Source organism: Pseudomonadota bacterium, from assembly GCA_039028155.1.
GTDB lineage: Bacteria > Pseudomonadota > Alphaproteobacteria > SP197 > SP197 > JANQGO01.
The window spans coordinates 1-5,209 of the sequence record JBCCIS010000106.1; the positions used below are offsets into that span (position 1 = coordinate 1).

7 protein-coding genes are annotated in these 5,209 nt (G+C 65.1%); 1 reads left to right on the forward strand and 6 read right to left on the reverse strand.

The genetic code is table 11. From position 1 onward, the window contains the following. On the reverse strand, positions 1-1,050 hold a 1,050-nt coding region (locus AAF563_25340; protein MEM7124625.1), incomplete at its 3' end, for a serine hydrolase domain-containing protein. An 80-nt stretch (positions 1,051-1,130) separates the two neighbouring features. On the opposite strand from AAF563_25340, the gene AAF563_25345 reads away from it, so the two are divergent. Further along, positions 1,131-2,078, forward strand: a complete 948-nt coding sequence (locus AAF563_25345) for a LysR family transcriptional regulator (GenBank protein MEM7124626.1) — start codon at positions 1,131-1,133, stop codon at positions 2,076-2,078. Here AAF563_25345 and AAF563_25350 read toward each other — a convergent pair. The 5 genes from AAF563_25350 to pgsA form a co-directional block, all read right to left on the reverse strand. Beyond that, positions 2,015-2,665, reverse strand: a complete 651-nt coding sequence (locus tag AAF563_25350; protein ID MEM7124627.1) for an HAD-IA family hydrolase — start codon at positions 2,663-2,665, stop codon at positions 2,015-2,017. The genes AAF563_25345 and AAF563_25350 overlap by 64 nt on opposite strands. Continuing rightward, positions 2,637-3,113 (reverse strand): molybdenum cofactor biosynthesis protein MoaE, encoded by a 477-nt coding sequence (locus tag AAF563_25355; protein ID MEM7124628.1) that lies wholly within the window; start codon positions 3,111-3,113, stop codon positions 2,637-2,639. Before AAF563_25355 ends, AAF563_25350 begins: the two co-directional genes overlap by 29 nt. Before the next feature lie 7 nt (positions 3,114-3,120). Next, complete coding sequence (gene moaD, locus AAF563_25360; GenBank protein MEM7124629.1) at positions 3,121-3,372, reverse strand: molybdopterin converting factor subunit 1; 252 nt, start codon at positions 3,370-3,372, stop codon at positions 3,121-3,123. Continuing rightward, positions 3,369-4,625, reverse strand: coding sequence for a gephyrin-like molybdotransferase Glp (gene glp / locus AAF563_25365; protein ID MEM7124630.1), 1,257 nt, complete (start codon positions 4,623-4,625; stop codon positions 3,369-3,371). Before glp ends, moaD begins: the two co-directional genes overlap by 4 nt. A 30-nt stretch (positions 4,626-4,655) precedes the next feature. Continuing rightward, a partial coding sequence (pgsA, locus tag AAF563_25370; protein MEM7124631.1) for a CDP-diacylglycerol--glycerol-3-phosphate 3-phosphatidyltransferase occupies positions 4,656-5,209 on the reverse strand: 554 nt, incomplete at its 5' end.

Consider the following 5,209-nt stretch of genomic DNA (forward strand, 5'->3'; position numbering starts at 1 on the left):
GCCAAGCCGGTTTGCCGGATCCGCATAGGCGACGTAACCGCCCCAGCCTGAATGCCCGAAGGCGTCCCGGTGCGGGCCGAACACCTCGTCCTTGTTCAGCATGAAGCCGGCGCCATAGCGCATGGGCCAGCCGAAACCCGCCTCAGTACCGTCGAAGCGTTCGGCTGTCGCCAGGGCGAGTGTTGCCGGTCTGACCAGGCAAACACTATCGAGCGTTCCTCCCAGCGCCAGCGCACCATACAAGCGCGCGAGTGACAGAGCGTCGGCATTGGCGCTACCGGCCGGCACTTCGGCCGCCCGCCAGGCGCGCGTGTTGGGTTCGGTCGGCCGCACCCGGGGATTGACGTAGCCGCGGGTGAGGTCGCTGCGCGTCGCCTCCTCCATCACGTCATCGGCACCAGGCCCGGCGATGATCTCGGCGGCCCGATGGTCGTGCGCCTCGGACAGCCCCAGAAAGATCGAGGCGTCTAGAGGTGAGGCGATCTCCTCGGCGATATAGCGACCGACGCTGCGGCCATCGACCAGGCGGATGATCTCGCCCGCCAGATAGCCGTACGAGAGGGCGTGGTAGACGCACATGGATCCAGGCGGATAGATCGGCTCCATGGCCTCCAGGCAGCGCACAAAACGGTCGCCGTGATAGAGGTCGTCGAGCGCCAGGTCCTCGCGCACCGTGTTGAGCCCGGCCTGGTGCGACATGATCTGGCCGAGCGTGATGGATTGCTTGTCACCTGCCGCAAACTCGGGCCACCAGGTCGCGACCGGTGCGTCATAGTCGAGCTTGCCGCGGTCGACCAGCATGGCGACCGCCAACGCCACGATCCCCTTGGTCACCGACTGAACCGTGACGATGGTATCGCGCCGCCAGGGGCGTTCAGCTGCGGCATCGGCGAAGCCACCCCACAGGTCGACGACAACACGGCCATCTGCGACGACGCTGAACGCGGCACCTTGTTCCAATCCCAGGTCCAGGTTTGCTTCAAAGGCCTCCTTCACACGCGTCAGCGAAGGATCGACCCAGCCTTCGATCATCACGTCCTTGCTTCCCACGATCCCGATCCGGCGCTGCAAGGATAGGACATAGATATATAAATCATATATTTCATGGTCATATTTGATATTATAACAATATGAATGGCGATATCCGGCAGCTTCGTCAGTTTTGCGCTGTCGCCGAAGCGAAGAGCTTCAGCCAGGCCGCGCGGCGCCTTGGCATGGCGCAGCCGCCGCTGAGTCAGGCGATAGCGCGGCTGGAGGACGGTCTTGGCGCACGGTTGTTTGTGCGGACCAGTCGATCGGTCACGTTGACGGAAGCCGGGCGGCTCTTGCTCGATCAGGCGCGCCCCCTGCTTGCCCAGCACGAGCGGATGCTGCGTAGCGTCAAGAAGGCAGGTGAGGGCGCGGTCGGCCATCTGAGCGTGTGTTTCGTCATGAGCGCGGGCTATGACCTGCTGCCGCGCGTGTTGCACCGGTTTCGCGACAAGCTTCCCGAGATCGCGATTGATCTGCTGGAAATGACGACCGCGCAACAGGTGGACGCGTTGGATAGCGGCCAGTGCCATGTCGGTCTTCTGCGGCCCCCTGTCTTCGGCGCGGCCGGCCTGACGGTGGAGACCGCGCTGTGCGAGCCGTTTGTCGTCGCCTTGCCGGAACAGCATCGACTGGCCGAAGAGCCGATCGTCGAGCTTGCCGCGCTCGCCGGTGAAGGTTTCGTCACGCCGCCTTCGCGACTGGGTCCCGGCCTGCATGGGCGCTTGTTGGAGGCCTGTCTGGGCGCGGGGTTCGTGCCGGACATCGTTCAAGAGGCCAATCAGATGCAGACGATCGTCTCGCTTGTCGCCGGCGGCATCGGTGTTGCGCTGGTGCCGCACGGTGTCAGTAGGCTTGGCTTGGCGGGCGTGGTCTACCGGCCGGTGTCGTCGGCCAATCCTCTACCGAGCGCGGATCTGGCCCTTGCATGGCGTCCCGACACGTTACGCCAGCGACGTTATCTCCGGGCTTTTGTGGATCTGGTTCACGAAGAAGCGCAGGCCGATGCCGGTCCCAGCAATCTGTCGAGATCAGAACGATCGCGATAGTGTATGGCCTGCCAGCCGAACTGGCGCGCCGCCTCGACATTCCTCTGGCTGTCATCGATCAACAGGACCTCCGGTCCGGCGACCTCACCCATTTCGTCCGTGATAATTCTCCAGAATTGCGTGTCCGGTTTGCGTACGCCCATGGACGATGACGCGAACATGCGGTCGAAGCGGCTGCTCAGACCCATCTCGTCCCAGAGAAACGCCGCACGATGGCGATCCTGATTGGTTGCCAGGACGATACGGCTGTGCGAGCGCAAACCGCTGATCTCCTCGACCAGGTCGTGATCGAGATTGCTGTCGTTGGCGAACCAGAAGGCCAGAAAGTCGTCCGCGGTGCCGCCATAACCCCAGCGCTCCAGATAGGGCGGCAGCACGTCGCGTAGGTCCGCTTCACCCAGGATGCAGGCATCCCAGTCGTCGCGGAAGAACGCCGCGACGTCCTCCTGTTTGACGCCGAAGTCGCGCGCGAGCGCTTCCTGCCAGTCGTAACGGCCATCCGTCATGCCATGAACCAGGACGCCATCGACGTCACAGGCGATGAGCCTGGGCTGACCGTTAGCCGCCGGCTCGGCCACTGCCATCATTCTGTTGCCAGCGCGCGGCCGCCTCGTCATCGCTGGTGCGCGCCTCGACCCAGCGTTCGCCGGTGTCGGTGTCCTCGACTTTCCAAAACGGCGCCTTGGTCTTCAGCCAGTCGATCAGAAAGGCGCAGGAGTCGAGTGCTGCTTGCCGGTGTGCCGATGCGGTGACGACCAGGACGATGCGATCGCCCGGTTCCAGCCGGCCATAGCGGTGGATGATCAGACTGGCGTCGAGCGGCCAGCGGCTATGCGCCTCGCGCTCAACCTCTTCAAGCTGGCGCTCGGTCATGCCGGGATAGTGTTCCAGCGTCATGGCAGAAACGTGCTCGCCGTCGGCGACATCGCGCACCAGGCCGATAAAACTCGCGACGCCGCCAATCGACGTCTTGCCGTCGGTCAGCGCGGCGATCTCCGCGCCGGGATCGAAGTCTTCTGCCTGGACCCGGATCATACCCGCCTCAACCGCCGGTCACCGGCGGGAACAGTGCGACCTCGTCGTTGTCGCAAACGGGATCGCCGGGCTGCGCATAGCTCTGGTTGACGGCGATGCGCACGATGGCCGGGTCGGCCAGGGCCTCGGCATAGCTGTCGCCGCGCCCACGCAGCCATTCGAGCAACTCGCCGGCGGTGCCGACGTCGTCGGGCAAGGTGATTTCCTCGCCCGGGATGCCGATGCGCTGGCGCAGCCAGGCAAAATACAGAAGCTTCATCCGATGACCTCACTGAAAGGCAGAACGTCAATCATGGTGCCCGGTTCCAGTCGGGTCATGTCCTCGGGCAGTTCGGCCAGACCGTCGGTCTCGACCAGGGAACTCATGATGCCGGCGCCTTCGCGCGGAAAGGCGTGGGCCTCTAGCTGACCATCGTCGGCGCGTGTCAGGCGAACCCGGACGAACTCGCGCCGGTTCGCTTTCTTCTTGCGGCCGAATGCGGCGCGCACCTCGAACAGCAGCGGGTCGACGGCGGTGGCGCCGGCCAGGCGCAGAATGAGTGGCCGGCCGAAACGCAGGAACGTGACGATCGCCGCGGCCGGGTTGCCGGGCAGGCCAACGAACGGCGTCTGGTTCAACTGACCCAGCATCAGCGGCCGGCCCGGTTTGATCGCCATGTGCCAGGCATACAGGGTGCCGAGGTTCTCGATCGTCGCGCGGATGTGGTCTTCCTCGCCGACCGAGACGCCGCCGGATGTCAGCAAGACGTCGTGGCTGGCGGCGGCTTCGGCAAGGGCGCTCTCGGTCTCAGGTCCTCGATCGGCGAGGATACCCAGATCGGTGACCCGGCACCCCAACCCGCGCAGCAACCCGGCGACGGCGTAGCGGTTGGCGTCGTAGATGGCGCCTTTCGCCAAGGGCATGCCGGGCTCTGTCACCTCATCGCCGGTCGAGAACACGGCGACGTCCAGCGGCCGGTAGCAACACAAATGCGCGACGCCGACCGAGGCGGCGAGGCCAACGTCTTGCGGCCTGAGTCGTTCGCCCTTGGCCAGAATGCGCGAGCCTGCCGTGACGTCCTCGCCGGCATGGCGGCGGTTGGCGCCGGGTTTGATGCCCGGCATCAAGACGACCCGGTCGCCGTCTTCGCGCGTATCCTCCTGCATCATGACGGTGTCGGGACCGTCGGGCATCGGTGCACCGGTGAAGATGCGGATCGCCTCGCCGCGTTGGGCGGGTCGGTCCAACGGGTGGCCGGCCGCGGCGCGCCCGCCGATCGGCAGGATGGTTTCGCCATCGGGGTTCAGGTCGTCGTGAAAAACCGCGTAACCGTCGACGGCCGAGTTGTCATGAGGCGGAACATCCATCGTCGATGTCACGTTGTCAGCCAGAATGCGGCCTGTGGCGTCGGCCAGTGCCACGTCCTCCGGCTCGCTCAGCGGCGTTGCCAGCTCTTCGATCAAGGCCAACGCCTCGGCCATGGTCATGAGCTCGCGGCCGTGGGCAAAACAATCGTCGGTCAGTTGCGCCATGAAGAGCGTCTCATCCGTTGGCCGTCCTGGCTACGAAGCCGTTGTCGTCGAGGTCGTGTCCTGGACCTCCGGGTCGGCGACCGCCGGCCGTTTGAGGCCTGAGCGCAGATAAACCCAGCCGGTGATCAGCGTCAGAATGGCGGCAACCCAGAACAGAACCTGGCCGATCACATAGGTGTCCACGACCTCGCCAAACGTGGGGCCGCCGGGTCCCAGGATCAACAAACCCAGCGCCACCATCTGGACCGTGGTCTTCCACTTGGCCAGGCGCGTTACCGGCAGCGCGACGCCATGTTCGGAGAGGTATTCGCGCAGGCCGGAGACCAGGAGTTCGCGGCAGATGATCAGGATCGCCGGCACCAGGGGCGCGTCGCCGGTCCACACCAGCGTGACGATCAGCGCGCCGACCAGAAGTTTGTCGGCGATCGGATCGAACAGCCGGCCAAGTGGCGAGGCAACCTGAAACCGTCGGGCGATCCAACCGTCGGCGAAGTCGGTCACGGCCGCCAGGACGAACAGCAGGAAGGCGAGCCAGCGCGCCATCTGGCTGTCCCAAAAGAACAGCGCGACGATGACCGGAATGA

Coding starts and splice junctions, on each gene's coding strand:
- AAF563_25350 (MEM7124627.1), bottom strand. CDS start 2,665: ATGATGGCAGTGGCCGAGCCGGCGGCTAACGGTCAGCCCAGGCTCATC.
- moaD (MEM7124629.1), bottom strand. CDS start 3,372: ATGAAGCTTCTGTATTTTGCCTGGCTGCGCCAGCGCATCGGCATCCCG.
- glp (MEM7124630.1), bottom strand. CDS start 4,625: ATGGCGCAACTGACCGACGATTGTTTTGCCCACGGCCGCGAGCTCATG.
- AAF563_25345 (MEM7124626.1), top strand. CDS start 1,131: ATGAATGGCGATATCCGGCAGCTTCGTCAGTTTTGCGCTGTCGCCGAA.
- AAF563_25355 (MEM7124628.1), bottom strand. CDS start 3,113: ATGATCCGGGTCCAGGCAGAAGACTTCGATCCCGGCGCGGAGATCGCC.